Here is a 25,966-nt window from a genome sequence, read left to right as displayed (position 1 = left end):
TTAGCCTATTGTTTGATATTGTAATTGCTCTAAAACTCTTTTATACTCTTTTGGATACACCTTAACAAATTGGGTTGATGCCTCGTTCCAATTGGTAAGTATCTGTTGGGCAAGCTTGCTTCCGGTTAAGCTGATGTGCTTACGCAATAAAGCCAGTATCTGCTCTTCGTCCTCTAATGATAAAGGATCAAGGTCTACCATCTCGGTATTGCAGTTTTCGGCAAAGCTATTATCCGGGTTAAATACCCAGGCTAAACCACCGCTCATACCTGCCGCAAAATTACGACCTGTTTTACCCAGGATAAGTGCTCGGCCACCCGTCATGTATTCGCAACCATGATCGCCAATACCCTCAACAACTGTGGTAGCTCCAGAGTTACGCACCGCGAAACGCTCGCCCGCCATACCTCCAACAAACAACTCACCAGAAGTAGCTCCGTAAAGTGCGACGTTACCAATGATGATATTATCTTCAGGAACAAATGTTGCATTTGCTGCAGGATAGATAGCCAGTTGTGCACCGCATAAACCTTTACCTACATAGTCATTAGCTTCGCCTTCCAACTCAAAGGAAATTCCTTTGGTTGTAAACGCGCCGAAACTTTGCCCGGCCGATCCTTTGAATTTATAGTTGATGGTATTATCCGGTAAGCCGGCAGAGCCATATTTTTTAGAGATTTCGTTTGATAAAAGCGTGCCGATAGTACGGTTAACATTGATTACATCAAATGAAGCAAATACAGGTGTTTTATCTTCAAGCGCAACTTTCGCTGTCTCCAATAACTGCCAGTCAATTATTTCGCTCATTCCATGATCCTGCTGCTCACTGTTGTACAGTGTCATGCCTTTGGTATTGGTAACCGGGTGCAATATGCCGCTCAGGTCTATCTTTTTAGCTTTCCAGTTATCCAGATGATCTTTTACTTTCAGGAACTGAACACGTCCAACCATTTCATTAATGGTACGGAAACCAAGTTCAGCCATGATCTCGCGAAGTTCTTCGGCCATAAAGCGGAATAGGTTAACCACATGCTCCGGCTTGCCGCTGAACAGTTTCCTCAATTCAGGATCCTGAGTAGCAACGCCTACAGGGCAGGTATTTAAATGACACTTACGCATCATAATACAACCGCCTGCAACAAGCGCAGCAGTAGCAACTCCCCACTCCTCGGCGCCCATTAAACAGGCTATAGCCAAATCGCGACCAGTTTTTAGCTGACCATCTGTTTGCAATACCACACGGCTGCGTAGTTTGTTACGAACTAATGTTTGGTGAGCCTCGGTTAAACCAAGCTCCCATGGTAAACCGGCGTGTTTTACAGAGCTTATTGGCGATGCGCCTGTACCACCATCGTACCCTGCAATCAGGATCACATCGGCATGTGCTTTGGCAACACCAGCTGCTATAGTACCAACACCCGCTTTAGATACCAATTTCACGTTGATACGTGCAGCACGGTTGGCATTTTTAAGATCAAATATTAATTGGGCCAAATCCTCGATAGAGTAAATATCGTGGTGTGGCGGCGGCGAAATCAAACCTACGCCTGGTGTAGAGTGGCGTGTTTTTGCAATCCAGTCATCAACTTTATGACCCGGCAGCTGCCCGCCTTCACCAGGTTTTGCACCTTGTGCCATCTTAATCTGCAACTCATCGGCATTGGTAAGATAATTTGACGTTACCCCAAAACGAGCCGATGCCACTTGCTTAATAGCCGAGCGCATAGAATCGCCGCTGGCCATTTTTTCATAACGCATTTCGTCCTCACCACCTTCGCCAGTATTGCTTTTACCACCTATGCGGTTCATTGCAATGGCCATGGTGCTATGTGCCTCATGAGATATAGACCCAAATGACATGGCGCCTGTTGCAAAGCGTGTCATGATGTTTCCTGCAGATTCAACCTCATCAATGGAGATAGCCTCGCGGTGATGGGCAAAATCAAGCAAGCCACGTATAGTAAAGTGCTTTTCGGTTTGCTCGTTAATTACTTTAGCATAGTTTTTATATACGGAGTAATCATTGCTGCGGGTAGCATGTTGTAATAAATGCACCGTAGTTGGATTAAACAAGTGAGCCTCTCCCCTGCGTTTCCACTGATAAATACCACCTTCGGGCAGTAAATTATCGGCGCTTTTTGCATTAAAACCAATGCGGTGTTTACAAAGTGCTTCGCGGGCAATTTCATCCAGGCCTAAACCACCTATACGGGTAACAGCTCCGCAGAAATATTTGTCAACAACACTTTTGTTTAAACCTAATATCTCAAACACCTGTGAACCATGGTATGATTGCAGCGTGGAGATTCCCATTTTAGAGAAAATCTTTAGCAAACCATCATTTACTGATTTCACATAATTAGTATGTAGTTTTTTAATATCGTAGTTGGTTTCTAAACTACCGTTATTTTTAACAGTTTCGATAGTAGCCAAAGCCAAATACGGGTTGATAGCAGTAGCACCAAAAGCCAGCAAACAGGCAAAATGGTGAACTTCCCATGCATCGCCGGTTTCAACAACTAAACCTACAGCGCCACGACGTCCTTTTTTAATCAAATGGTGATGCACAGCCGAAACAGCAAGCAAAGTTGGGATTGGCGCGTGTTCTGAATCTACCGCACGATCCGAAAGGATCAATACCTCAAAACCATCATCAACAGCATCTTCTGCATAGCGGCAAAGTCTTGCAATACCTTTTTCTAATGAACCGGGCATGCCATCGGCTACAAAATAAGTTTGCAGTGTTTTAGCATGGAAAAGGCCGGTATCAATACTTCTCAGTTTCTCTAACTGGTGATTTTTTAATATCGGGTGCTTTAAAACCACGCAATGGCAATGCATTTTATCCTCATCAAGCAGGTTGCCATTGTTACCTATAAAGGTAGCTAAGCTCATTACCAAACGCTCACGAATAGGATCGATAGGCGGATTGGTAACCTGTGCAAAAAACTGTTTAAAATAGCTTGATAAATGTTGTGGTTTATCAGATAAGATAGCCAAAGGCACATCTGTACCCATAGAGCCGATGGGCTCTTTACCATCAACAGCCATAGGCTTAATAATGGTATCTATATCCTCGCGACTGTAACCAAATACCTGTTGGTAACGGAACACAGATGCTTCTGAAAGGCTGGCAAATGCCAAACGCGGTTCAGTAAGTTCGCTCAGGTTAATTTTATAATTCTCTAACCAACGGCCATAAGGCTGTTGTGAAGTAATTTGCTTTTTAATCTCATCATCAGTAATGATGCGGCCTTTTTCGGTATCGATCAACAACATTTTACCAGGTTGCAAACGTCCCTTACGTAAAACGGTGCTCTCGTCAATATTTAAAGTACCAGCCTCAGATGCTGCTATAACACGGCCATCATTGGTGATCACATAACGCAACGGGCGAAGACCATTTCTATCAAGCAAAGCTCCTACCAGTTTACCATCGGTAAAGGTAATTGCAGCCGGGCCATCCCAGGGTTCCATTAACGTTGCATGATACTCATAAAATGCTTTTTTAACCGGGTCCATGTGTACGTTGCCATCCCATGCTTCAGGAATCAGCATCATCATTACGTGAGGTAATGAGCGACCAGAATGCAGTAATATTTCGATGATATTATCCAGGCAGGCAGAATCCGACTGGTTATTATCAATCACCGGTAACAGCATGTCCATTTCTTCGGCCGTGAAATACGACGAAGCATATGATTTTAAACCGGCATAAAACCAGTTTAAGTTACCTGTAAGGGTGTTAATCTCACCATTATGGGCTATCAGGCGAAAAGGCTGAGCCAGTTTCCATGATGGAAATGTATTTGTTGAGAAACGCGAGTGGATCATGGCAAAACCAGATGCAATACGAGGATCTGTAAGATCGGCATAATATTTACGCAGCTGGTAAGTAGTTACCTGTCCTTTGTAAACAATGGTTTTGCAGGATAACGAGGTAAAATAAAAATGTTCTGCCGCACCAGCTATGGTTTCGGTGATGGTTTTATTAATATACCTTCTTAAAATGAATAGCTTACGTTCAAAATCTTCTGCGTTGGTAATATGATGCGGGCGGGCAATAAATATCTGCTCAACATCAGGTTCGGCCTGGCGGGCGGTTTCACCAACTGCCATTGAATCAACGGTTAATTTGCGGTAACCTAATTTTACAAGGCCTAACTTTTCAATAGCATTGGTAATAACTATACGACAAGCTTTCTTTTGTGCCGAATCTTTAGGAAAAAATATCATCCCGACACCATACTCACCCGGTTCGGGCAGGCTGATCTCCAGGTTTGAGCATTCTTCCATCAGAAACTCATGTGGCAATTGTATCAAAATACCAGCACCATCGCCGGTTTCTGGGTCGCATCCGCAAGCGCCACGGTGTTCCATGTTCTCCAGCATGGTAAGCGCATCATCAATAATCTGGTTACTTTTATGACCGTTAATATTGGTTGTAAATCCAGTCCCGCAGGAGTCGTGTTCAAATTCTGGCCTGTAAAGGCCCTGGTTGCTCTCAGTTTGATTCATCGTAAATTAAACCGTTTTATAAAATGGTGTAACTACGAAGTTACTGATATATAAATAAATTATAAAATTTATCAGAATTTTTAAAGATTTCTAAAAAATCAATTATTTAAATCATGTTTATTTAACAATTCATCAACACAAACAGGCAATTATTATGATTTACTAAATGAAATAAGATGTTTTATTGTTTAGAATCAATATAAAGTTGCACCAACTTAACCGTAATCATTTATACAAGCGGTATATTTATTTATAACAGAATAAAATTTTGTTTGGTAAATCTATATATGCGGTCGTCTTTTTTTAATTTATTAATTGAGAAGAAACAATGCACTTCCTGCAACTGATATTGACTAAAATCCTGGTTCCATTACATATCACCCATGAACTTTTAAAAATTGCTAACTTCGCAAAAAATTAATAACAAATGTCTGCAAAAATTAAAGCTGTATTTTTAGATCGTGATGGAGTACTAAACCAGGAAATGGGCGATTACGTTCGTCGTTTTGAAGATTTTCATGTACTCGATAATTTCGAAGCGCTTAAAACTTTGCAAAACAGGGGATATATGCTGTTGGTGGCTACCAACCAGGGAGGCCTGGCTAAAGGCTGGTATACAGAGGATGAACTTGCAAAAATGCATAATCATCTAAAACAAGTATATGAAGAGCACGGTGTAGAAATAACTGACTTTTTTTACTGCCCGCACCATCCAAATTTCACCGGCGATTGCGATTGCCGCAAACCAAAACCCGGCTTGTTGTTACAAGGCATCGAAAAATACAACATTGACCCTGCCCTATCCTATTTTATAGGCGATCGCGAGCGCGACGTAGAAGCAGGAACTTCTGCAGGCGTTAAAGGCATATTGATAGATAGCGATCAGCCGATAAGTACCATATTGGATTTGATAGCTTAGCCCCACCCAAACCCTCCCCGAAAAGGAGGGATTTAAAAATATTATTCAAAAGTCTTCCCTACCGGGGGAGATTTAGAGGGGGCTTTTTAACTATTTTTAAAACATTTTACCCCGCTACAACTTTTACCACTATTACAAAGCAAAGAAACCTTTATGCAGATTAGCCGCTATTTAAAAAACTACGACACATTCATCGCCGCAGTAATTGGCTTTTTTGCTATCCAGCTATTTTGCAAATACAGTGGCATTGGCATCTCTCCGGATTCCATCATGTATACCAGTGCAGCGCGCAGCTTAAATACCAACGGCACGCTTCAAACATTCAACCATATCCCCATCGTTGATTTCCCGGTATTTTACCCAGTATTTTTGGGGAGCATTATGTTTATTACCCGCATCGATCCGGTTATATTTGGCGCGGTATTAAACGGATTAATGTTTGCAACGCTAATATATACCAGTGGCTGGATCATGCACCGTTTTGTACCAACATCCCGCGTTTATAAATGGTTGATGCTGGTGGCTATTATATTGAGTCCGGCGCTTTTACAGGTATACTCCTATTTATGGTCAGAGACACTGTTTATAGTAGAAACCCTGTTTTTCCTGGTAGCCTTTAGGGAATATCTTTTAAAGCATACCATTAAAACATTGGTTATAGCGGCACTTATAGCTGCCATAAGCTGTATAACCCGGTATGCCGCCGTTACCATTGTGGGTACAGGGGGATTACTTTTATTGCTCGACAGGGTTTTACCGCTAAAAAAGAAGATTTTTCACATTATTATATATGGCTTTGTTTGCATATCACTATTGGTAAGCAACCTGGTATTTAACGCGTTCATGTCTGGCACTACTACAGGCCCGCGGGAACCATCTATAACTTCGTTCGGTAAAAACCTCTATTATTTTGGCAATGTGGTTTGTGATTGGATGGGGCTTACCCCAAATCAATATTGGCTATCTATACCGTTGGCTACCATTATATTGCTCGGCTTTATAGCGGCATTGGCATATAATTATTATCGACGCCATTTAGATAGCTTCGAGAACCTGGCTATTACTTTCGCTTTGGTTTATGGTTTGTTTATCGTGATATCATCAACTTTTTCACGGTACGAGCGCATTAACCACCGGTTGCTCGCGCCTATGTATATAACCGCGCTTTGGGGTTATACCAGCTGGGGCTTGCTGCTGCTTAAAAAAATAGTAAATACCAACACACGCAAAGTAGTGGCCGGCATAATGATAGTGCTGATGCTGGGCTTTGTTACCAAAGAGTTTTTCATAGATAAAGCCCGTTATGTTGACCAAATAGCCGGAGAATACGGCAACCCTGGTTATACAGATGAAAGCTGGATCGATTCGGACTTTGCTGCTTATTTAAAAACGATAGATAAAAGCCAGTTCGACCCAAAAGTTACTATTTATACAGATGCACATGAGGCTGTTTACTTCTTCTCGGGCATGTCATCATACCTTGTCCCTCACCGTTTTTTCAAAAAGGATGTGGCCAAATTTTACAAGATCAAACGTTTTTACCTCATCTGGTTTAATGTGCTCGAAAATCCGGAGCTTATTAATATAAAGGACATTCAAAAAGTAAAACATCTGAGGTTAATTAAAGATTTTGGGGCAGAAGGCGGTATTTATGAGTATGATGAAAATAATCTGAATCAGAATTTACAGAATTAAACAATGAACAGAATTTAAAAATTCGAATATTTCCATCAATTCGGCTCAGGCAAAATTTTGCAAATCCTTAAATTCTGTAAATTCTGATTCAGACAAATTCATATTAAATTTTGATTTAAAAAACATCTGTCTATATTTGCGCAGACTTACCCGTAGTATACTATAAAAAATGAACGGTATCGCTTTACATCATCTTCACCTGCATCACCACCATGTGGTGATCAGCTAAATGTATGTTTCTACGCGAAATAACAACCTCCGTTTATACTCTTTTTTATTATAGTTCCTTAAATTCATTTTGTGAAAACACTTAAAATTGCGATCCAGAAATCTGGTCGTCTCAACGAAAAATCAGTCGAATTACTAAAAAATTGCGGCTTAAACTTCGAAAATTACAAAAGTTCGCTTATCTCCCCAGTATCAAACTTCCCTTTAGAGATCCTTTTTCTTCGTGATGACGATATTCCAGAATACGTTCAGGACGGCATTGCCGACCTGGGTATCGTGGGCGAAAATGTGATACAGGAAACCGAAGTTGAAGTAAATTACCTGCAACGTTTAGGCTTTGGCAAATGCTCCTTAAAAATAGCAGTACCAAACAATAATGATATTCAGTCGCTTGCCGATTTAAATGGAAAAGCCATTGCAACTACCTATCCGGTTATATTACGGAAATTTTTGCAAGAGCAAGGTATCCAGTCAGACATCCGCACCATATCCGGTTCTGTAGAAATTTCTCCGGGCCTCGGCTTAAGTGATGCCATTTGCGATCTTGTTTCTACCGGTGGCACGCTGAAAAGCAACGGTTTAAAACCATTTGCTGATGTAATGTCGTCAGAAGCGGTGTTAATTGGCAGCAAAGGCACTGATGGCAACCACCTGGTACAAGAACTGATACAACGTATACAATCTGTTTTGCGCGCAAAGGAGACTAAGTACGTGGTACTTAACGTTCGTAAAGATAACCTTGATGCGGTAATTGCTTTATTACCGGGCGTTAAAAGCCCATCGGTAGTACCATTGGCCGAGGCTGACTGGGTTGCTGTACACACCGTAATCCCCGAGCGTGATTTCTGGGATAGAATAAGCCAGCTGAAACAAGCAGGCGCACAAGGCATTGTAGTAATGCCGATTGAAAAGATAATTTTATAGCTGGCAGTTTACTTTAGCGGTTTGCATTAAAATTCAGACTGCTAAAGTAAACCGCCCACTGCAAACTGATAACTGCAATGAAGACATACAATTATTCAGATTTAAGTACTGGCGATATCCAGCAACTGGTTCAGCGTAATGTTGATCCGGCCAATGAGATCCGCGCTGTTGTTGAGGAGGTAATAGCTAACGTTCAGCAACATGGCGATAGGGCTTTAATTGATTACGCCCACAAATTTGATAAGGTTGAATTAAGTAAACTTTACCTGGATAAAGCCGAACTGGAAGAACTGGCACAAGCTATAAGCCCTCAACAAAAGGCTGCTCTCGAAACTGCTTATAGCAACATCTATAAATTTCATCAAACACAGCTAAAAACCGAGGACAAGGTAGAAACTATGCCCGGTGTAACCTGCTGGCGCGAGTTAAGGCCAATTGAGAAAGTGGGCCTCTATATCCCCGGTGGTTCAGCTGTTTTGCCAAGTACATTTTTAATGTTGGGCATCCCGGCTCGTATAGCAGGCTGTCATGAAATTGTGGTGTGTTCTCCCCCGCAAAAAAGCGGCAAGGTAAACGCATTTATTGCTTATGTAGCATTGCTGTTGGGTATTGACAAGATCTATCTTGCCGGTGGTTCGCAGGCAATTGCGGCAATGGCATATGGTACCGAAACTATAACTAAAGTTGATAAGATCTTCGGTCCGGGCAACCAGTTTGTAACCAAGGCCAAAACCATTATTCAATCAACTACCACAACCGCTATTGATATGCCAGCGGGTCCGTCTGAGGTTTTAGTAATTGCTGATAGTACTGCAATCCCGGCTTATATAGCAGCCGATTTGCTGGCACAGGCAGAACATGGCATTGATAGTCAATCGGTTCTGGTTTGCACATCGGCAGCAATTGCAGATGCAGCATTGGCAGAAATAGAGAAACAATTACCGGTTTTACCACGTGCCGAAATTGCAGGGTTAGCTTTAGATAATTCATACATTGTAGTGACATCCAGCCTTGCAGAAGCCATGAACTTCAGTAACCAATATGCACCCGAACATTTAATTTTGGCAACCCATAGCTGGGAGCAGATCACCGGCAGCATCATCAACGCAGGTTCGGTTTTCCTGGGCAATTTAACCCCGGAGAGTGCCGGCGATTATGCATCAGGAACTAACCATACATTACCAACCAGCAGCTATGCCAGGGCTTATTCCGGTGTATCGGTTGATTCGTTTGTGAAAAAGATCACGTTTCAGCATATCACGCGTGAAGGCATCCAGAATATCGGTCATACTGTTGAGGTTTTGGCAGAGATGGAAGGATTGCATGCGCATAGGAATGCGGTATCTATCAGAAGCAATAATTAACATGAAAAAGCGTCATTGCGAGTATATAAAACTCAAGTACGCTGAAGGAGAAATGACATTTTAAAAGGTTTGTCATCCTGAGGAACGGAGGATCTATTCGCAGACTGTACAGGGCGAAAAAGCATGATGGAGAATAGATCCTTCGTTCCTCAGGATCACAAAAAGATAGTTTTCAAACATGTCATGGTCATCGGTAAGCACGAAGCAATGACGGGCGAAAAAAAGATTAAAAGAATAATGTACAATATCAATAATATACTTAGAGAAAACATCAAACGGTTAGTACCCTACTCATCCGCTCGCGATGAGTACCAGGGTGAAGCAAGTGTTTTTTTGGATGCTAATGAAAATGCTTACGGTTCGCCATTGGCACAACAGTTTAACCGGTACCCCGATCCTATGCAGTATGCGGTAAAAATGCGGCTGAGCGAAATTAAAGGCGTACCAGCCCGCAATATATTTATAGGCAATGGCAGCGATGAGGCTATAGATATCCTGTTCCGCAGTTTTTGTAACCCCGGCATAGATAACGTGATCCTGGTACCGCCTACCTACGGCATGTACGAGGTATCGGCCAACATCAACGATGTGGAGGCTCGTAAAGTAACCCTTACACCAGAATACCAACTTAATTTAGAAGGTATTGCTGAGGCTATTGACGAGCATACCAAACTGATATTTATTTGTTCGCCAAATAACCCAACGGGCAACTCCATTAACCGGGAAGATGTAGAAACTCTGCTCGCTAATTTTAATGGAATTGTTGTGGTTGATGAGGCTTATATCAATTTCAGTCGCCAAAAGACATTTATACAGGAATTAACCGAATATGCCAACCTGGTAGTCATGCAAACCCTCTCCAAAGCGTGGGGACTTGCTGGTTTACGTGTTGGAATGGCTTTTGCCGCCGAAGAGATCATCGAGGTAATGAATAAAGTTAAGCCTCCTTATAACGTTAACGAGTCGTCGCAACAACTGGCTTTAGAGGCCCTGGCTAACGTTGCACAAGTAAATGAATGGATAAAGGAAACACTTATCCAACGCGACAGGTTGGTACTTGCTTTAAAAGAGTTTGATTTTGTGTTAGATATTTATCCGTCTGATGCGAATTTCATTTTGGTTAAAACCTCGGATGCAAACGGCATCTATAATTTCCTGGTAGGTAAAGGCATCATTGTACGCAATCGTTCAAAAATTGAACTATGCGAGGGCAGCCTGCGTATTACAGTAGGTACGCCAGATGAAAACACCATATTACTTAACACCTTACAGAACTTTTAAATGAGCAAGCTGCAGAAAATATTATTTGTAGATCGTGATGGCACGATGATTAACGAAACGCCGGATGAGCAGATCGATTCGTTTGAGAAACTTACCTTTTATCCCGGCGCTTTAACCTATCTACCTAAAATAGCCAAAGAACTTGATTTTGAGCTGGTAATGGTGACCAACCAGGATGGTTTAGGCACCGCCGTGTATCCCGAAAATACCTTTTGGCCGGTACATAACCTTATCCTTAAAACATTTGAAAGCGAGGGTGTAAAGTTTTCAAACATTTGTATCGATCGTACATTCCCTGCTGATAACGCTCCTACCCGTAAGCCAAAAACCGGCTTGCTTACACAATACCTTGATGCTGAAAAGTATGATCTGAAAGGATCATTTACCATTGGCGACAGGAAAAACGATGTATTGCTGGCCAAAAACCTGGGTGCAAAAGCCATCTGGCTAAATAATCATTCAGGCTTAGGTGGCGGTGAGTTTACCGAAGCCGATCATATCCAGGATACCATAGCTTTAGAAACTACTGACTGGAAAAAGATCTATGAATTTTTAAAACTGGGCGAGCGGGTAATAGAGCACCGCCGCAGTACCAAAGAAACAGACATCTACATAAAAATAAACCTGGATGGTACTGGTGAAGCCAAAGTTTCTACCGGCTTGCATTTCTTTGATCATATGTTGGATCAGATTGCCCGCCACGGAAGTATCGATCTTGAAATTATCGCCAATGGCGACCTCCATATAGACGAACACCACACCATTGAAGATACCGGAATTGCTTTAGGCGAGATTTTCGCTACAGCTTTGGGCAACAAAATGGGCATTGAACGCTACGGCTTTTGCCTGCCGATGGATGACTGTCTGGCACAGGCAGCTATTGATTTTGGCGGCCGAAACTGGATAGTTTGGGATGCCGAGTTTAAAAGAGAAAAGATAGGCGAAATGCCAACAGAAATGTTTTATCATTTCTTCAAATCGTTTAGTGATGCGGCAAAATGTAATTTAAATATTAAAGCCGAAGGACAAAACGAACATCACAAAATTGAAGCTATATTTAAAGCTTTTGCAAAGGCAATAAAAATGGCTATAAAACGTGATGTAGATAAGATGGTTTTACCAAGCACTAAGGGACTTTTATAAAAGAGTCAAGAGTTTAGAGTCAAGAATCAAGACATTACTGGTTCTTTCTTGACTCTAAACTCTTGACTCCTGATTCTAACTAAAAGAATGATAGGTATAATAAGATACGGAGCCGGAAATATTTTTTCACTGACAGCAGCACTTGATCGGTTGGGCATACCTTATGGCATGATCAATAGCGAGGAGGATTTTGCTCAATATGATCGTTATATCATTCCGGGTGTTGGGCATGCCGGTGCGGCAATGAAGAAACTGGAATCAACAGGTTTGGTTCCAACTATTAAGGCGTTAAAAAAGCCAACGCTTGGAATTTGTGTGGGCATGCAGTTGCTCACTTCCCATTCCGAGGAAGGGGATTCCAACCTTTTAGATATCTTTCCAATTAAAACTTTAAGGTTTAAGGATAGTAATTTATACAAAGTTCCGCACACCGGCTGGAACCAGGTATTTCCCGAAAAAGAAAACCCACTATTTAAAAATATACCGTCAGGTTCACATTTTTACTTTGTACATTCATACTTTATTGAGTATGATAAAGCTTATACTTTATTATCGGCTAACTATAATAATGAATTTTCGGCATCAATTTGGCGGGATAATTTTTATGGCGTACAATTTCACCCCGAAAAATCGGGAGTGTATGGTGAAACACTATTAACAAACTTTTCAAAAATATAAAAGACATGTACATAATCCCGGCTATCGATATTCTGAATAAAAAAGTAGTGCGACTACGTGAGGGTGATTACCAACAGGTAACAGAATATGATGTAACGCTTGAAGAAATGATTGAGCGTTACCAAAGCAACGGCACCAACTTTATCCATATCATTGATTTGAATGGCGCCAAAAACGATTTCAGCAACCAGCAATACCTGTTTGATGTGATCCGTAAAACCGAAATGAAAGTGCAATATGGCGGAGGTATCCGCAGTATTGATAAGGTAAAAGAGTTAATAGATGCCGGCGTTCATCGTGTTATAGTAGGCACACAGGCCCTTACTAATCCCGAGTTTTTACCAGAATTGGGTAAATCAATCTGCGGCAGAGACAAATGTTCTGACCAGGTAGTTATCGCTATCGACGTATTGGATGAGGTAATTAAATACTCCGGCTGGATGGAAAGCTCACCAATTAAGCTGATGGATTACGTTGATAAATGCCTTGCCCTGGGCTTTTTCCGTTTTTTATGTACCGATATTAATAAAGATGGCAAGTTGGGTGGCGCAGGTATTGAACTGTACGAAAAACTACTTGATCATTCTCCGTTCATCAAACTAATCGCCTCTGGCGGCGTAAGCTCTATGAATGATATCGAAAAACTTAGTCGCTTAAAAGTAGAATCAGTTGTAGTAGGCAAAGCCATTTATGAAGGGCATATCAGCATCGAAGATATAAAGAACTGGAATCTGGAATCGCTGATTTCTATATAAGTTGATTTCTATATAATATAATAAAAACGTCATTGCGAGGTACGAAGCAATCTCTATGCTATACAGAGCCTCTCTGTAAATTGGAGATTCCTTCGTTCCTCGCAATGACGGTCTTATAAAACCCCATGTTAAGTAAACGAATTATTCCCTGCCTTGATGTTAAAGACGGACGTACGGTAAAAGGTGTTAACTTTGTTGACCTGCGCGATGCAGGCGACCCGGTTGAGCTGGCCTGGAACTATTCGCGCCAGGGCGCCGATGAACTGGTTTTCCTGGATATTACAGCTACTGTTGAACGCCGTAAAACGATGGTTGAACTGGTAAAAGCCGTAGCCAGGCAGATCAATATACCATTTACAATAGGTGGTGGCATCAATGAAATTGCCGACGCCGACGCATTGTTAAACGCCGGCGCCGATAAGATATCCATCAATTCGGCTGCGGTGCGTAACCCTGCCCTCATTGATGAACTGGCCAAAGCATTTGGTGTACAGTTTGTGGTTATCGCGGTGGATACACGCAGTATTGGTAATAAAAACATCGTCCATTTGAATGGCGGCCGTTTACCAACTGAGCGCGAAACACTGGAGTGGATATTGGAGGCAGAAAGCCGGGGCGCAGGCGAGATACTGCTTACCTCAATGGATCATGACGGCACTAAAGCGGGCTTTGACAATGGCCTGCTCAAAATAGTAAATGATGCGGTGCACATACCGGTAATAGCCTCTGGCGGCGCTGGATCTGTACAGCACTTTGTTGATGTATTTGAAAAAACAAATATTGATGCCGCTTTAGCAGCTTCGGTATTCCACTACGGTGAGATATTGATACCTGATTTGAAAGCGATATTGAAAAGTAATAATATTGAGGTGAGGATATAATTGGTGCGCAAAGAAGAAGTTTTTATGAATTATATAGTCAGTTGTAAAAATGGCTATAGAGACGGCATAGAACCATTTGGTAATCATATTCGCACGAATGAGTTGTATGAAACACTTTGTTTTTTAGCGGATCAACTAAGCCTGAATGAGTTTACAGGTTATTTGATGGAAGGACAATACTTTATTAATTTGTGGGCTGCAATCATTATTGTAGATAGGTTTAGGCCTAAGACATCAGAAAAGTTAATTGGATTAAATGATGACAAATCTACAGTAGAAGACTGCCTTGAAACGGTTGAACGATATTCCGTCAACTTTAAGCAAGATGGTCAGTTTGACAATTATCAAAAATGGATTTCAGAAATAAAATTAAGTTACAGTCAAAATAATTAAAGCTCACATTTGCCATCACCTAAATTTAGTTATGGCGATTCTTAACCGTTGTCTGTGTCCTCACAGACAACTTGCTACGGATAGCTGTTTGTGAGGACACAGGCAGTGGAGAAAAACTAATAACACACGAACCTGGCAACCCGCAACAGGAACCAGAACAACAGATATGAATATAGATTTTAGCAAAACAGACGGATTAGTGCCGGTTATTATCCAGGATGAGCAAACGTTAGAGGTGCTAATGCTGGGTTATATGAACCAGGAAGCTTATGATAAAACAGTTGCAGAAAATGTAGTTACCTTCTTTTCCCGCTCAAAAAACCGTTTGTGGACCAAGGGCGAAACCAGCAGCAATTTTTTGCATGTGAAAAACATCAGCATTGACTGTGACAACGACACCCTGCTGATAAAAGTTAAAGCTGACGGCCCAACCTGCCATACCGGTTCACGCAGTTGTTTCCAAACCGAATACAACCAGAATTTTATATTAGAACTGGAAAATATTATTGCCGATAGATATGAAAACCCGGTCGAAGGATCGTATGTTAATAAACTCCGCAATAAAGGACTCAACAAAATAGCGCAAAAGGTTGGCGAAGAGGGTGTTGAAACCGTGATAGCTGCACTTGCCGAAACTGAAACAGACCTGATCAATGAATCATCAGATCTTGTTTTTCACCTGTTGGTATTGCTTCGCGAAAAAGGTTTAACACTGGAAACAATTGCTAAAAATCTGGAAAACAGGCATAAATAGTTCTCTGTTTGCAGTAAGTAGTTTGTAGTTGATATTCACTATAAATCCGCTTTGCAACCCGTAAACCGATAAAGCAAACTGACAAATGACCGCGGAAAAAATAGCTGAACTAACCGGACACGGCAACCCAATTTTTACACTGGAACTATCGCAAAAACCTGGTATATTATTTACCGGCGGTAACGATAAAGGACTGGTAGAATGGAGCCTAAAGGACAATTCCTTTATTAAAGTAATGTTCCCGGTTCAGGCTTCTGTTTATGCTATTCATTGCCCTGCGGGCTATCCTTTACTGTTTACAGGTTTACGCAGTGGGGAAGTTTTGGTGTTCGATTTTATTGAACAGAAGGTCATTAAATCGCTCAGGCACCACGTTAAACCAATTTTTGATATCAGGTCCGTTAATCATAAAAAAGAACTGCTAATAGCCTCTGAAGATGGCACAGTGTCCGTTTGGAACCTGGATACATTAGAGATAGTACACAGCTTCACTGTATCTGCCGATACGGTACGCTGCATAGCCATTTCGCCCGATGAAAAACGGGTAGCCTTTGGTTGTCGGGATAACCAGGTAAAGATTTACGACCTGGATGATTATACCCTGGTAAAAACGTTGCATGGGCATACCATGTCAGTCTTTTCATTAACTTACAGTATTGATGGAATGCACCTTATTTCGGGAGGGCGTGACGCACAGGTGAAGATCTGGGATACTGCAACCTATCAGCTTATAAAAAACATTCCCGCGCACTTATTTGCAGTAAATCACATTCTCTTCCACCCTACGCAACCCTATTTTGCCACTGCCAGTATGGACAAAAGCATTAAAATATGGGGATCTGATGATTTTAAGCTTTACAAAATCATCAGCCGGGAAAAAGGATATGCAAGCCATCCCCTCTCGGTAAATAAACTGGCCTGGAACGGAGATCACCTTATATCAGTAAGCGATGATAAAAGCATTATGGTATGGAATATAACCATATAGCGATACCACGTTTGCTTAAAAAAATCTTTTAATGCTGTGTAACTTATGGGTGTGTCTTTTTAACCCAACCGAATAAATTCCATCATCATCAATCAAATCTATTTTAACCTTTCCTGATGCATGAATAATGTGCTCGCCATTAAGCAATATTCCAACATGGGTAATTCTTCCTTCGGCGTTATTGAAAAATGCCAGATCGCCCAGGCGTGCGTCTTTTAAGCTGTTAACTTTAACCCCCTCTTCTGCCTGCTGACTGGCGTCACGCTTTATTTTTATTTTATTTAGCTTAAATACCACCTGTGTAAAGCCAGAGCAATCAATTCCGAAATGGGTTCGACCACCCCATAAATAAGGGGCATTTAAAAAAGACTTTGCCGTAGTTGCAATGTTTTCATTCTCTCCAATTTCTCCAATGATCTCAAATCTATCACCTCCTATTTTACAGGTTGTACCCTCCAAAAAAGCAAGCGAACTACCCGCCGGCAAATAGATAACAGAATTATCAGCAATTTTCCAGGCTTGTGTTACAGCCCTGTAAGTTAAAGGTGGTTGATGGCTTTTTAAATTTTTATGAGCAATATGGCCTAACGGGGCAAACTGTAGCCTACTTATCCAGCCAACATAGTTATCAATATCAGTAATGATCTTAACCCAATATTCAGCCCACTCTGTAATCTCAAATGCCTCACCAAACAAAACCTGCGATACCTGCTCACTCCTTTCATTAGGTTCTGCGCGAAGCGGAATAACCGCAAGGTTACAAATGCCATATTCCATAGCTTAGTTAGATAGAAATAAAATTAGCAATACATTATAACCGCTAAAGTAGTTACAATATTATAATTGGTATATTTTAGCCAAAGGGGTGCGGCTAAAATGATTAAGCTAATATATTAAAATATTAAATTAGCACAAAAAAAGGGACCAGCAAGCTGTTCCCTCTAATGATTTAATATCAATATCTTATTCGTTCATGTGCAGCCAATCTTTCTTGGCTAACAATTCTTCTTTGCTTTCGCGGATATCCTCATCATCAACACAACAATCAACCGGGCATACAGCAGCACACTGCGGCTCATCATGAAAACCTACACATTCGGTACATTTATCCGGAACTATATAATATATTTCATCGGATAAAGCAGCCTGGGTTTCTTCGGCATTTAAAGTATTGCCATCTCCAAAATCAATAACCCCTTTAAGACCGGTACCGTCGCTAAAGCGCCACGCTGCACCTGCATCATAAATAGCATTATTGGGGCACTCCGGTTCGCAAGCTCCGCAGTTTATGCATTCATCGGTGATTTTAATCGCCATATTTCTAAATATATAATAATCTCAATTAACTTTGCCCGTAATTTACAAGCGCACAAATATAACAAAAAAGGCTTTAAGGGCTTAAAGCCTTACCATAAATATGTCAAAATTTAACATAAAAAATTCAATAAATTCATTTTCAAGCTTAGGAAAGCAGTTAATTGCCTCCGATGCACAACTAATGGCTACTATTGAAGATGAGCGTTATCACAACGCCTGGTTCACCCCCCAAAGTGTTTTACAGGCGGTAACAGCCATCGGCAAAATGCTGAATGAAGCCGATCTGGAAAACTGGTTATCTAAATACAACCTAGATAAGGAAGCTGCCAACAAAAAGGTAGGGCTTATTTTGGCCGGCAATATCCCTCTTGTGGGTTTTCATGATGTACTTTGCGTGCTGGCATCTGGCAATCACGCGCTTATTAAAGCATCATCACAGGATGCCCGCCTGATTAAGGTAATTTTGCAAAAATTAGTTGATATCGATCCGGGCTTTGCCGAACAATTTAGCTTTGTGGAAAGATTGGCAGATTTTGATGCCATTATTGCCACAGGCAGCAACAACAGCTCGCGATACTTTGATTATTACTTTGGCAAAGTGCCCAACATCATTCGCAAAAACAGGAACAGCATCGCATTAATTACCGGTGAAGAAACCGCAGAGCAATTATTTAACCTTGGTCATGATATTTTTGATTACTATGGTTTAGGCTGCCGCAATGTAAGTAAGCTATTAGTGCCAAAGGATTATAATTTCAATTTCTTTTTTGAATCGATTGAGGATCATAAGGCTATCATCCATCATCATAAATACAACAATAATTACGATTACAACAAATCTATTTACCTGGTAAACAGCAATAAACACCTTGATAATGGCTTTCTGATGCTTAAGGAAGATGAAAGAATAGCTTCGCCCCTGGCCGTGTTGTATTTTGGTTATTATGATAATTTGGCATCAGCACAACAAACATTGGAGCAACAAGCCGAAAATATACAATGTATTGTTACCACAGCCCCAATAAGTGTAAACAACCAGGTGGTTGCGTTTGGCCAAAGTCAGCAACCCGCATTATGGGATTATGCTGATGGTATTGATACAATGGAATTTTTGTCAAATCTTTAAAATTACAATACCTTTGAAAATGCTGAAAGCCGAAGGCTTAAAGCTAAAAGCTATCTTTGAGATAAAAAATGCTTTAAGCTTTTTGCTTTAAGCCTTAAGCTAAAAAAATGTATATTATAAAAGTTAAAGGCGTTGCCAAAATACCCGATTATGTACAGTTGAGGGATGATAAGTTTACGCTGCTGGCATATTTCCGGGTAGATAGGCCCGAAAAATCACTGGATAAGGTTGGGTTAACTGATAAGGCCGACTATATTATGAATATTATTAAAGATTTGCCTTTTGGGCAGATTTTAAAATTGGAGCTATAAAAAGATGATTGGGAACTCTATTATTAAGCTAAATAATGTTGATATTTTTCAGCAGGCGCACCTGGTATTATCAAATGTAAACCTGCATGTTGATAAAGGAGATTTTGTATGGCTCATAGGCTCAACAGGCTCAGGAAAAAGCAGCCTGCTTAAGGTTATTTATGGCGACCTGGCCATTAAAAGCGGCACAGGAACTGCCTGCGGGTATGAACTAAGCAAATTGCCAAGCCGGGATGTACCTTACCTGCGCCGTAAGCTGGGTATTGTTTTCCAGGATTTTCAATTACTTACAGATCGTTCCATTGAGCAAAACCTGCTTTTTGTGATGCGTGCAACAGGCTGGAAAGATAAAAAACTAATAGCAGAACGTACTCTTGATGTATTGGAAAAGGTTGGTTTGCGCTCCAAACTAAAAAAGATGCCTCACGAGCTTTCTGGCGGGGAGCAGCAACGCGTTGTAATTGCCCGTGCCTTACTTAACGACCCGGAAATTATCCTTGCCGATGAACCAACGGGTAACCTTGACCCCGAAACATCAGAAGAAATTGTGCTGCTGCTAAAGCAGATAAGCCAAATGGGTACTGCCGTACTTATTGCTACGCATGATTATCATATCATCCGCACTTTCCCATCACGTATAATCAAATGCGAGAATGGTAAAGTTTTGGAGGATGCTGAAATATAGTTTCTGAACCGGAATTAAACGAATTTATTGAATTAATAGAATTTCAAAATTCTGGTCGTTCTTTAATTCGATGAATTCCGGTTCAGACAATCCCCGTCCAAAAAAAATAATCAGACAAATAATCCTGTCACCCTTGCGCATATTGCGCCACTCCTGCCTATAATAAAACACACCACTGACAGCTTGTCGGCTTTAATGCAATGGCAGGATACTTGATTGGCACTATCAGCTATGAAATTTAACGACATGTTGAAGAAAAAGAAGAAAGAAAATATGGATACTCCTGAAAATATTAATGAGCCTACCCAGGAAAATTTAGCAGAGGAAGAACAGCTAAAAGCCCAACAAACAGAAACCGTTGAAGCTGTTGAAGCGGACGAAGTAGCAAGTCCATCTGCCGAAGATAAATTAAAAGACGAACTGGCACAGGCCAATGATAAATATTTACGCCTGTATGCCGAATTTGACAACTTCCGCAGACGTACGCAGAAAGAACGTGCCGAAGCCCGCGAAACTGAAGGAAAGGATTTAATTATTGCATTACTTCCGGTTTTGGATGATTTTGAACGTGCACAACGCGCCATGGAAAAAGCGACTGAAGTAGCCCCCGTTAAAGAAGGTGTTACCTTAATTCAAAATAAATTAAAAAATATACTTACACAAAAAGGCTTAACAGAAATGGTATCAATAGGAACCCCTTTTGATGCCGATTTGCAGGAAGCTATTACAAATATACCTGCCCCTACCGATGACCTTAAAGGCAAGGTAATTGATGAAATGGAAAAAGGCTATTACCTGAAAGACAGGGTAATTCGTTTTGCCAAAGTAATTGTAGGAGCGTAATTCAATTATTGAGGGACTGAATTAGTGAATTATTGATTTGAGCCATATGTTCAATTCATTGATGCACTAATTTTTACATTTCAAAAACACCTCACTAATTCACTAAATCAATAATTCAATAATTAAATACATGGCTAAAAGAGATTATTACGATATTCTTGGTGTTGCAAAGGGAGCTAATGCTGATGATGTAAAAAAGGCATATCGTAAAATGGCTATTAAATATCACCCTGATAAAAACCAGGGCGATAAAGAGGCGGAAGAAAAATTCAAGGAAGCAGCAGAAGCTTATGAAGTTTTAAGCAGTCCTGAAAAACGCCAGCGTTATGATCAGTTTGGTCATGCGGCTAATGCTTCATCACCAAATGGCGGTGGTTATGGCGGCGGCGGTATGGATATGAACGACATATTTAGCCAGTTTGGTGACATTTTTGGTGGTGGCAGTCCGTTCGAAGGTTTCTTTGGCGGTGGCGGTCGCCAGGGTGGTGGTGCTGGTGGCAGGCGTGTAGCCCGTGGCAGCAACCTGCGTATTAAAGTACGGTTAACACTTGAAGAAATTGCCAATGGCGCCGAAAAGAAAATAAAAGTAAACAAACAGATCATCTGCAAAACCTGCGATGGCTCTGGAGCTAAAGATAAAGCCTCTTTCCAAACCTGTAAAACTTGTGGTGGCTCGGGTGCGGTGCGCAGGGTAACCAATACCATTTTGGGCCAGATGCAAACTACCAGCACCTGCCCTACCTGTAATGGCGAAGGATCAACCATACTATCAAAATGTAATGTTTGCCATGGTGATGGTGTTGTGCGCGGCGAAGAGCTGATCACTATAAATGTACCTGCTGGTGTAAGCGAAGGCATGCAACTGAGTATGAGCGGTAAAGGTAATGCTGCCCCACGTGGTGGCGTACCGGGCGATCTGATCATACTGATAGAAGAGATTCCGCATGAAACCTTAAAACGCGATGGTAACAACGTAATTTATGACCTGCATGTAAACTTTGTTGATGCAGCCATAGGTACCACAGTAGAAGTACCAACCATTGACGGCAAGGCCAAAATAAAGATTGAACCAGGCACACAAAGCGGTAAAATATTACGCCTTAAAGGCAAAGGAACGCCTGAGGTAAACTCCTACCACCGTGGCGATCAGCTGGTGCACATCAACATATGGACACCAAAGGCCCTAAGTCGCGAAGAACGCGAGATACTGGAAAAACTACAATCATCCCCTAACTTTAAACCAAATCCGGGCAAAAACGAGAAAAGCTTCTTTGAACGGATGAAGGAATATTTTGAATAAAGCGGAAAGCCGAAGGCGGAAAGCTTAAAGCATTTTGAAAAGCCCGGAGTTTTATGACTTCGGGCTTTTTGTGTTTTTATATCTTATCCTGAAAATAGTTTCGCCTAAATCAATTGAACCCTTGCCTTATTTTATTGCTACCGTAAAATTCGCTTAAAGCCGACAACCCCACTTAGCAAAAAGCTAATAATCTTTATAATTTCAAGCCTTTTTGTTTTTGGGGATTGGGTATATTGCAATCTGTATTATTTTAAGATGGATTTATATAAAAAATTATTACTGCTTACAGGCTGTTTGTTTATACTTTTCAGCCAATCAAATGCCCAGTCCCCAGCTATCAGCAATAATTACCAAACGGAAGCGGGCATCCCACATTTAAGCATTGAGCGGTCGATGATCTACTCGCCGGAAAAAGAATGGCTGTACAATCACCACCCTTCCATCATCCATTTTAAAGATCAGTTCATAGCGATATGGAGCAACGGTTTGATAGATGAAGATTCACCGGGCCAGCGGGTAATTTATGCCACTTCTAAAGATTTTGTACACTGGTCGGTACCGGCAGTGCTTGCTTCACCGGGCAAGGTTAATGATACATTAACAGTACTAACAGCAGCGGGTTTATATCAATATAAAGGCACATTGGTTGCCTATTACGGCGAATACACTAAACACCGTCAAAACACGCATTTGTGGGCCAAAACCAGTACCGACGGTATACATTGGAGCGCTCCTGGTGATATGCACGTACCTTTAATCCCTAACCATGGACCAGAGGCTACCAAAAGCGGCAGACTTATCATCAGCGGTAACTTTCTGTTCCCATACACCGATGACCCGCATGGTATTTCAGGATGGAAGTTAAGCAGCTTTTACCCTGATTCGCTTTATAAACAGGATAATTCGGCAGCCTTTTATGCCCCAGCTGCCAAATTAGGTTTACCTCCTTTATGCGAGGGCTCATTTTTCCAGACTGATGATAACATCCTGCACATGCTTTTACGCGTTACCGGCAAAGGATGGAAAGGCCGACTATGGCTTACCGAAAGCAAGAATAATGGTACAAGCTGGTCGCGCCCTGTTGAGGCTCCTTTTTCTGATAACGACAGCAAATTTCATTTTGGCCGGTTACCGGACAAACGCTTTTATTATGTGGGTATCCCCGATACGCTACATCATTACGACCGGAATCCCCTGGTGATCTCCCTATCAACAAATGGCAAAGCTTTCAATAAAAACTATATCATCGCCAATGAACTTTATCACCTTAAAAAAGAGGGCCTGTGGAAAGGCGGTCAATATGGTTATCCGCACACCATGATTTACAATGGCTACTTATATGTGATAGTTTCCAGGCAGAAGGAAGCTATTGAAACGATAAGGTTCAAGATCAATCAACTAAAATAAATAAACACGAATTTCACGAAATGGGCGAATTACGCGAATTGATTCGTACAATGAGTGTCCCAATGCACAATTCGTGTAATTCGAATAAATTTGTGCAATTAGTGTTAAATAATTCAATTCGTGTAATTCGAATAAATTCGTGCAATTAGTGTAATTTGATTCGTGCAATTAGTGCCTGTAACATTTTAAAACTGCCCGTATCTAAACCCTAAATTTATCATCATAAACCTAACTCAAAAATGTTAAGCATCCGCAATATTGTAAAACAATACGCCGGTCACAGGGCTTTAGACGATGTGAGCCTGGAGGTTGCAAGTGGCCAGGTGTTTGGCCTGCTTGGCCCAAATGGTGCCGGTAAAACCTCCCTCATCCGTATCATTAACCAGATTACCGCGCCAGACTCGGGCGAAGTTTTCTTTAATGGGGAAAAACTCAATCAATCGCATATCGAACGGATTGGTTACCTGCCGGAAGAACGTGGTCTTTATAAAAAAATGGAGATCGGCGAACAAATGATCTACCTGGCTCGCCTCAAGGGCTTAAGCAGAGATGAAGCTACTAAACGCTTAAAATTCTGGTTTGATAAGCTGGGAATGGAAACCTGGTGGAAGAAAAAAATTGAGGAACTATCCAAAGGGATGCAGCAAAAAGCCCAGTTTGTGGCTACCGTACTGCATGAGCCCGACCTGATCATATTGGATGAACCTTTTAGTGGTTTCGACCCGGTGAATGCCGAAGTGATAAAAGACGAGATCCTGGAACTTAACCGCAAGGGTGCTACTATTCTTTTCTCGACCCATCGTATGGAATCTGTGGAGGAACTTTGTGATGCTATTGCCCTAATTCATCAATCGCATAAAATACTGGATGGCAAGGTTAAAAGTATCCGCAACTCCTATCGTAACGATACATACCTTGTTGAATATGCCGGCAATCCCTTAAACTTTAACGGCGCACAGCCTTTTGCGCAAATTGGTGAAACTATTACCGATGATGATAACCATACCATTCGCATAAAGCTGAAAGAAGGCAAAACATCCAACGATGTACTGCAATATCTTATCCCGCAAACCCGCATCAATATGCTCCAGGAGGTAATACCAAGCATGAACGAAATATTTATTGAAAAAGTAAACGCTAAATCTTTAAGCCATGAATAAAGTATTACTCATTATACAGCGCGAATACCTTACCAGGGTAAGAAAAAAGTCGTTCATCGTGATGACGCTACTTGTTCCGGCTTTGTTTGCTTTAATGTATAAAGTTATTGCCTACGTCGCTGATGATAAGAACGAGGTAAAAGCTATGCATATTGTACATGTAGTTGATAGTGCTGAGATATACAAAGGCAAGTTTCAAGATAGACAATATATCAAATTTGACAATTCTTCAAAAACACTAAAGGCACTAAAAGCCGAAGTAAAGGAACAGGAAAACGACCTTGTATTGTACATCCCCACACATAAACCAGAAACGGCCGAAGTTTTTGCAAAAAAGAAATCAACCTTATCGTTAAGCGATGATATGCAACGTCAGCTAAACGACATTGCCTCTGGTTCTGCATTGGTAAAAGCCGGCATTGATACGGCTCGTTTACATAAGATAAAAAGCAACATCACTGTCAATGCTAACGAAATAACCGAAACAGGTGATCAAAGCACCAGTATGGGCGCCACATATGCCTTGAGTTTTGCGGGAGCAATATTAATTTATATGTCACTGTTTATTTACGGGGCGCAGGTAATGCGGGGAGTAATTGAAGAAAAAACCAGCCGTATAATTGAAGTAATTGTATCATCGGTAAAACCCTTTCAATTGATGATGGGTAAGATCATCGGCGTGGGACTTGTAGGGTTAACGCAATTTGCATTATGGATAAGCCTATCAGCTCTGGTGAGTTACCTGGCCGGGCAAAATGCCACTCAGGCAAGCCCCGTTTACACTTTTATTCACAATTTGGGAGCTAACGCAGGTTATGAACTCGCCTGCTTCCTGTTTTTCTGGATAAGCGGATTTTTACTTTATAGTGCATTGTTTGCCGCCGTAGGTTCGGCCGTTGATAGTGAAACCGAAACGCAGCAATTCATGTTCCCTATTACGTTGCCATTGTTATTTACTTACATACTATCTGTATCATACTTGTTTCAAAAGCCCGATAGTACACTGGCCTTCTGGCTTTCCATAATACCTTTAACCGCACCCGTGGCAATGATGGTTCGTGTACCTTTTGGGGTGCCCGGTTGGGAATTGGGTTTATCAATGACCTTAATGGTAATTGGCTTCATATTTTCTACCTGGGTAGCTTCAAGAATATACCGGGTGGGTATTCTGATGTATGGTAAAAAAGTGAACTTTAAGGAATTAGCTAAATGGTTCTTTTATAAAGAATAAACCCAGCACAATTGTTAAAAATTATAAATCCCCGAAAATGGCTAAACAATTTCGGGGATTATTTA

The 25,966-nt window shown here is 41.2% G+C and carries 23 protein-coding genes; 20 read left to right on the top strand and 3 right to left on the bottom strand.

The genetic code is table 11. From position 1 onward, the window contains the following. The gene (gene gltB, locus AC1DYB_RS22570; RefSeq protein ID WP_477438191.1) at positions 1 to 4,518 is read right to left on the bottom strand and encodes a glutamate synthase large subunit; all 4,518 of its coding nucleotides are present in this window, start codon (positions 4,516 to 4,518) and stop codon (positions 1 to 3) included. 427 nt (positions 4,519 to 4,945) lie between these two features. Between gltB and AC1DYB_RS22565 the strand changes: the two genes are divergently transcribed. The 12 genes from AC1DYB_RS22565 (at position 4,946) to AC1DYB_RS22510 (ending at position 16,521) form a co-directional block, all read left to right on the top strand. Next, positions 4,946 to 5,437 carry a D-glycero-alpha-D-manno-heptose-1,7-bisphosphate 7-phosphatase gene (locus AC1DYB_RS22565; protein WP_477438189.1) on the top strand — a complete coding sequence of 164 codons (492 nt, stop codon included), beginning with the start codon at positions 4,946 to 4,948 and terminating at the stop codon, positions 5,435 to 5,437. A gap of 153 nt (positions 5,438 to 5,590) precedes the next feature. Further along, positions 5,591 to 7,132 (top strand): hypothetical protein, encoded by a 1,542-nt coding sequence (locus AC1DYB_RS22560; protein WP_477438187.1) that lies wholly within the window; start codon positions 5,591 to 5,593, stop codon positions 7,130 to 7,132. Positions 7,133 to 7,432: 300 nt separating this feature from the next. Further along, entirely contained in the window at positions 7,433 to 8,284 is an 852-nt protein-coding gene (hisG, locus tag AC1DYB_RS22555) for an ATP phosphoribosyltransferase (RefSeq protein WP_295716355.1), read from the top strand. Positions 8,285 to 8,361: 77 nt separating this feature from the next. Continuing rightward, positions 8,362 to 9,648 carry a histidinol dehydrogenase gene (gene hisD / locus AC1DYB_RS22550; RefSeq protein ID WP_477438185.1) on the top strand — a complete coding sequence of 429 codons (1,287 nt, stop codon included), beginning with the start codon at positions 8,362 to 8,364 and terminating at the stop codon, positions 9,646 to 9,648. Positions 9,649 to 9,855: 207 nt separating this feature from the next. Beyond that, positions 9,856 to 10,929 (top strand): histidinol-phosphate transaminase, encoded by a 1,074-nt coding sequence (gene hisC, locus AC1DYB_RS22545; RefSeq protein WP_477438257.1) that lies wholly within the window; start codon positions 9,856 to 9,858, stop codon positions 10,927 to 10,929. Next, entirely contained in the window at positions 10,930 to 12,072 is a 1,143-nt protein-coding gene (gene hisB / locus AC1DYB_RS22540) for a bifunctional histidinol-phosphatase/imidazoleglycerol-phosphate dehydratase HisB (RefSeq protein ID WP_477438183.1), read from the top strand. It abuts the gene before it with no gap. Between the two features lie 87 nt (positions 12,073 to 12,159). After that, positions 12,160 to 12,750 (top strand): imidazole glycerol phosphate synthase subunit HisH, encoded by a 591-nt coding sequence (hisH, locus tag AC1DYB_RS22535; RefSeq protein ID WP_295716360.1) that lies wholly within the window; start codon positions 12,160 to 12,162, stop codon positions 12,748 to 12,750. Positions 12,751 to 12,755: 5 nt separating this feature from the next. Then, on the top strand, positions 12,756 to 13,505 hold the full coding sequence (locus AC1DYB_RS22530) for a 1-(5-phosphoribosyl)-5-[(5-phosphoribosylamino)methylideneamino]imidazole-4-carboxamide isomerase (protein WP_295716362.1): 750 nt from the start codon (positions 12,756 to 12,758) through the stop codon (positions 13,503 to 13,505). A 125-nt stretch (positions 13,506 to 13,630) separates the two neighbouring features. Further along, positions 13,631 to 14,386 carry an imidazole glycerol phosphate synthase subunit HisF gene (gene hisF / locus AC1DYB_RS22525; protein ID WP_477438181.1) on the top strand — a complete coding sequence of 252 codons (756 nt, stop codon included), beginning with the start codon at positions 13,631 to 13,633 and terminating at the stop codon, positions 14,384 to 14,386. A gap of 3 nt (positions 14,387 to 14,389) precedes the next feature. Continuing rightward, positions 14,390 to 14,779 carry a hypothetical protein gene (locus AC1DYB_RS22520; protein WP_477396788.1) on the top strand — a complete coding sequence of 130 codons (390 nt, stop codon included), beginning with the start codon at positions 14,390 to 14,392 and terminating at the stop codon, positions 14,777 to 14,779. Positions 14,780 to 14,945: 166 nt separating this feature from the next. Continuing rightward, positions 14,946 to 15,533, top strand: a complete 588-nt coding sequence (gene hisIE / locus AC1DYB_RS22515) for a bifunctional phosphoribosyl-AMP cyclohydrolase/phosphoribosyl-ATP diphosphatase HisIE (protein WP_477396786.1) — start codon at positions 14,946 to 14,948, stop codon at positions 15,531 to 15,533. Between the two features lie 85 nt (positions 15,534 to 15,618). Beyond that, the gene (locus AC1DYB_RS22510; RefSeq protein ID WP_477438179.1) at positions 15,619 to 16,521 is read left to right on the top strand and encodes a WD40 repeat domain-containing protein; all 903 of its coding nucleotides are present in this window, start codon (positions 15,619 to 15,621) and stop codon (positions 16,519 to 16,521) included. Between the two features lie 15 nt (positions 16,522 to 16,536). Here the strand turns inward: AC1DYB_RS22510 and AC1DYB_RS22505 are convergent, their stop codons facing one another. After that, the gene (locus tag AC1DYB_RS22505; protein ID WP_295716367.1) at positions 16,537 to 17,298 is read right to left on the bottom strand and encodes a C40 family peptidase; all 762 of its coding nucleotides are present in this window, start codon (positions 17,296 to 17,298) and stop codon (positions 16,537 to 16,539) included. 186 nt (positions 17,299 to 17,484) lie between these two features. After that, on the bottom strand, positions 17,485 to 17,838 hold the full coding sequence (locus AC1DYB_RS22500) for a 4Fe-4S dicluster domain-containing protein (RefSeq protein WP_295716369.1): 354 nt from the start codon (positions 17,836 to 17,838) through the stop codon (positions 17,485 to 17,487). A 100-nt stretch (positions 17,839 to 17,938) separates the two neighbouring features. Between AC1DYB_RS22500 and AC1DYB_RS22495 the strand changes: the two genes are divergently transcribed. From AC1DYB_RS22495 to AC1DYB_RS22460, 8 genes are all read left to right on the top strand, one after another. After that, positions 17,939 to 18,964, top strand: a complete 1,026-nt coding sequence (locus tag AC1DYB_RS22495) for an acyl-CoA reductase (protein WP_477438176.1) — start codon at positions 17,939 to 17,941, stop codon at positions 18,962 to 18,964. Between the two features lie 107 nt (positions 18,965 to 19,071). Next, positions 19,072 to 19,275 carry a fructose-6-phosphate aldolase gene (locus AC1DYB_RS22490; protein ID WP_295716372.1) on the top strand — a complete coding sequence of 68 codons (204 nt, stop codon included), beginning with the start codon at positions 19,072 to 19,074 and terminating at the stop codon, positions 19,273 to 19,275. Positions 19,276 to 19,279: 4 nt separating this feature from the next. Beyond that, a complete protein-coding gene (locus AC1DYB_RS22485; RefSeq protein WP_295716373.1) occupies positions 19,280 to 19,960 on the top strand; it encodes a cell division ATP-binding protein FtsE in 681 nt (226 codons plus the stop codon). A 231-nt stretch (positions 19,961 to 20,191) separates the two neighbouring features. Then, positions 20,192 to 20,803 (top strand): nucleotide exchange factor GrpE, encoded by a 612-nt coding sequence (locus tag AC1DYB_RS22480; RefSeq protein ID WP_295716374.1) that lies wholly within the window; start codon positions 20,192 to 20,194, stop codon positions 20,801 to 20,803. A gap of 130 nt (positions 20,804 to 20,933) precedes the next feature. After that, the gene (dnaJ, locus tag AC1DYB_RS22475) at positions 20,934 to 22,103 is read left to right on the top strand and encodes a molecular chaperone DnaJ (RefSeq protein WP_295716376.1); all 1,170 of its coding nucleotides are present in this window, start codon (positions 20,934 to 20,936) and stop codon (positions 22,101 to 22,103) included. Between the two features lie 255 nt (positions 22,104 to 22,358). Continuing rightward, on the top strand, positions 22,359 to 23,510 hold the full coding sequence (locus AC1DYB_RS22470; protein WP_477438174.1) for an exo-alpha-sialidase: 1,152 nt from the start codon (positions 22,359 to 22,361) through the stop codon (positions 23,508 to 23,510). A 239-nt stretch (positions 23,511 to 23,749) separates the two neighbouring features. Further along, entirely contained in the window at positions 23,750 to 24,670 is a 921-nt protein-coding gene (locus tag AC1DYB_RS22465) for an ABC transporter ATP-binding protein (RefSeq protein WP_295716380.1), read from the top strand. Continuing rightward, positions 24,663 to 25,901, top strand: coding sequence for an ABC transporter permease (locus tag AC1DYB_RS22460; protein WP_477438172.1), 1,239 nt, complete (start codon positions 24,663 to 24,665; stop codon positions 25,899 to 25,901). Before AC1DYB_RS22465 ends, AC1DYB_RS22460 begins: the two co-directional genes overlap by 8 nt. Positions 25,902 to 25,966: the final 65 nt, after the last annotated feature.

It is taken from the genome of Mucilaginibacter sp. P2_A4, from assembly GCF_056405015.1.
The sequence above is the reverse complement of the archived record's forward strand: the minus strand, read 5'-3'. Positions and strand labels throughout refer to the sequence as shown.

Excerpts from the sequence above, each read along its gene's own strand:
- gltB (WP_477438191.1), bottom strand. The coding sequence starts at position 4,518 with ATGAATCAAACTGAGAGCAACCAGGGCCTTTACAGGCCAGAATTTGAA.
- AC1DYB_RS22565 (WP_477438189.1), top strand. The coding sequence starts at position 4,946 with ATGTCTGCAAAAATTAAAGCTGTATTTTTAGATCGTGATGGAGTACTA.
- AC1DYB_RS22560 (WP_477438187.1), top strand. The coding sequence starts at position 5,591 with ATGCAGATTAGCCGCTATTTAAAAAACTACGACACATTCATCGCCGCA.
- hisD (WP_477438185.1), top strand. The coding sequence starts at position 8,362 with ATGAAGACATACAATTATTCAGATTTAAGTACTGGCGATATCCAGCAA.
- hisC (WP_477438257.1), top strand. The coding sequence starts at position 9,856 with ATGACGGGCGAAAAAAAGATTAAAAGAATAATGTACAATATCAATAAT.
- hisB (WP_477438183.1), top strand. The coding sequence starts at position 10,930 with ATGAGCAAGCTGCAGAAAATATTATTTGTAGATCGTGATGGCACGATG.
- hisH (WP_295716360.1), top strand. The coding sequence starts at position 12,160 with ATGATAGGTATAATAAGATACGGAGCCGGAAATATTTTTTCACTGACA.
- AC1DYB_RS22530 (WP_295716362.1), top strand. The coding sequence starts at position 12,756 with ATGTACATAATCCCGGCTATCGATATTCTGAATAAAAAAGTAGTGCGA.
- hisF (WP_477438181.1), top strand. The coding sequence starts at position 13,631 with ATGTTAAGTAAACGAATTATTCCCTGCCTTGATGTTAAAGACGGACGT.
- hisIE (WP_477396786.1), top strand. The coding sequence starts at position 14,946 with ATGAATATAGATTTTAGCAAAACAGACGGATTAGTGCCGGTTATTATC.
- AC1DYB_RS22510 (WP_477438179.1), top strand. The coding sequence starts at position 15,619 with ATGACCGCGGAAAAAATAGCTGAACTAACCGGACACGGCAACCCAATT.
- AC1DYB_RS22505 (WP_295716367.1), bottom strand. The coding sequence starts at position 17,298 with ATGGAATATGGCATTTGTAACCTTGCGGTTATTCCGCTTCGCGCAGAA.
- AC1DYB_RS22500 (WP_295716369.1), bottom strand. The coding sequence starts at position 17,838 with ATGGCGATTAAAATCACCGATGAATGCATAAACTGCGGAGCTTGCGAA.
- AC1DYB_RS22495 (WP_477438176.1), top strand. The coding sequence starts at position 17,939 with ATGTCAAAATTTAACATAAAAAATTCAATAAATTCATTTTCAAGCTTA.
- AC1DYB_RS22490 (WP_295716372.1), top strand. The coding sequence starts at position 19,072 with ATGTATATTATAAAAGTTAAAGGCGTTGCCAAAATACCCGATTATGTA.
- AC1DYB_RS22485 (WP_295716373.1), top strand. The coding sequence starts at position 19,280 with ATGATTGGGAACTCTATTATTAAGCTAAATAATGTTGATATTTTTCAG.
- AC1DYB_RS22480 (WP_295716374.1), top strand. The coding sequence starts at position 20,192 with ATGAAATTTAACGACATGTTGAAGAAAAAGAAGAAAGAAAATATGGAT.
- dnaJ (WP_295716376.1), top strand. The coding sequence starts at position 20,934 with ATGGCTAAAAGAGATTATTACGATATTCTTGGTGTTGCAAAGGGAGCT.
- AC1DYB_RS22470 (WP_477438174.1), top strand. The coding sequence starts at position 22,359 with ATGGATTTATATAAAAAATTATTACTGCTTACAGGCTGTTTGTTTATA.
- AC1DYB_RS22465 (WP_295716380.1), top strand. The coding sequence starts at position 23,750 with ATGTTAAGCATCCGCAATATTGTAAAACAATACGCCGGTCACAGGGCT.
- AC1DYB_RS22460 (WP_477438172.1), top strand. The coding sequence starts at position 24,663 with ATGAATAAAGTATTACTCATTATACAGCGCGAATACCTTACCAGGGTA.